Here is a 1,052-nt window from a genome sequence, read left to right on the forward strand (position 1 = left end):
CTCCAAGCGACGTTCGGCGCTTGGAGGCAATCGGTGCCTGCCCCGTAAGCACAAAGCGAATTGCGATCTGGAAATGCAGCTTGAAGCGCCGTCAAAACGCCCTGATCCAGAATGAAGCCCTCAAGCTCTAACCATTCTCCTCGGTGCTGCACCTCGATCCACGAATGGATGATGTTGCGTGGCGCAAGCGGATAAACCAGCTCTGGCACCACACCACGTTGCAGCCCTTTGTCGATGGTAAAGCCGCGAAACCGACAAGGGATGCCCAAGGCGCGCAGCAGCGCCATGAGCAACGTGCCCTTGGTGTTGCACTGGCCATAGCCATCCGACAGCACCCGTGAGGCTGGTAGGGCATCGTCAGAATTGTAACCGAACAAGATCTCGTTGCGGACAAAGTCATAGGCTGCGCCGATGCGTTCGCCTTCTTCCATCACTGCCCATCCGCGATGCGCGATGAGCTTTTGTATTGCCAGGTTCTCGTAGTCGAGGAGCGGCGTTTCAGATAGATAATCGTGGGACATTTGGAACTTTTCTCTTGTCGTCCCAACTCATATACAATCTCTAGTAACTAGAGGTTCAAGGGGTTTCTTTATGTTTTCTATCGGCGAGCTTTCAAAGCGCACAAAGGTCAAGGTTCCGACCATACGTTACTATGAAGCAATGGGACTTTTGCCCGAAGCTGAGCGCACAGCAGGCAACCAACGGCGATACAACAAGGCTGGGTTGGAGCGACTGAGTTTTATCCGACACGCCCGTGATCTTGGGTTCTCCATCGAGGCAATCTCATCTTTGATCGAACTCCAGGATCATCCAGACCGGTCGTGTGAGGCTGCGACGGATATTGCAGCTTCGCAGCTTGCGGACGTTCGAGCAAAGCTCAAACGTCTACGAACGCTTGAGACGGAGCTTAGCCGGATATCGAAAGGTTGCGACGGCGAAGGGGTATCGGAGGATTGCTACGTGCTTGCATCATTGGCTGACCACAATTTGTGCGACGGCGAACACCAGAAAGCGTAAATGCGGACATTGGATTGTCATGAATGAATGGCAGC

2 protein-coding genes are annotated in these 1,052 nt (G+C 53.6%); one reads left to right on the forward strand and one right to left on the reverse strand.

Going from position 1 to position 1,052, the window contains the following annotated elements:
* A partial coding sequence (locus ABWV64_RS15925) for a transglutaminase-like domain-containing protein (protein WP_353347065.1) occupies nucleotides 1-521 on the reverse strand: 521 nt, incomplete at its 3' end.
* Nucleotides 522-591: 70 nt separating this feature from the next.
* Between ABWV64_RS15925 and ABWV64_RS15930 the strand changes: the two genes are divergently transcribed.
* On the forward strand, nucleotides 592-1,017 hold the full coding sequence (locus ABWV64_RS15930; protein WP_353347067.1) for a MerR family transcriptional regulator: 426 nt from the start codon (nucleotides 592-594) through the stop codon (nucleotides 1,015-1,017).
* Nucleotides 1,018-1,052: the final 35 nt, after the last annotated feature.

This window comes from Litorivita sp. NS0012-18, assembly GCF_040371945.1.
Classification (GTDB): domain Bacteria; phylum Pseudomonadota; class Alphaproteobacteria; order Rhodobacterales; family Rhodobacteraceae; genus Litorivita.

What these genes read in the sequence shown, in the direction of transcription:
- ABWV64_RS15930 (WP_353347067.1), top strand. Translation starts at nt 592, where the DNA reads ATGTTTTCTATCGGCGAGCTTTCAAAGCGCACAAAGGTCAAGGTTCCG.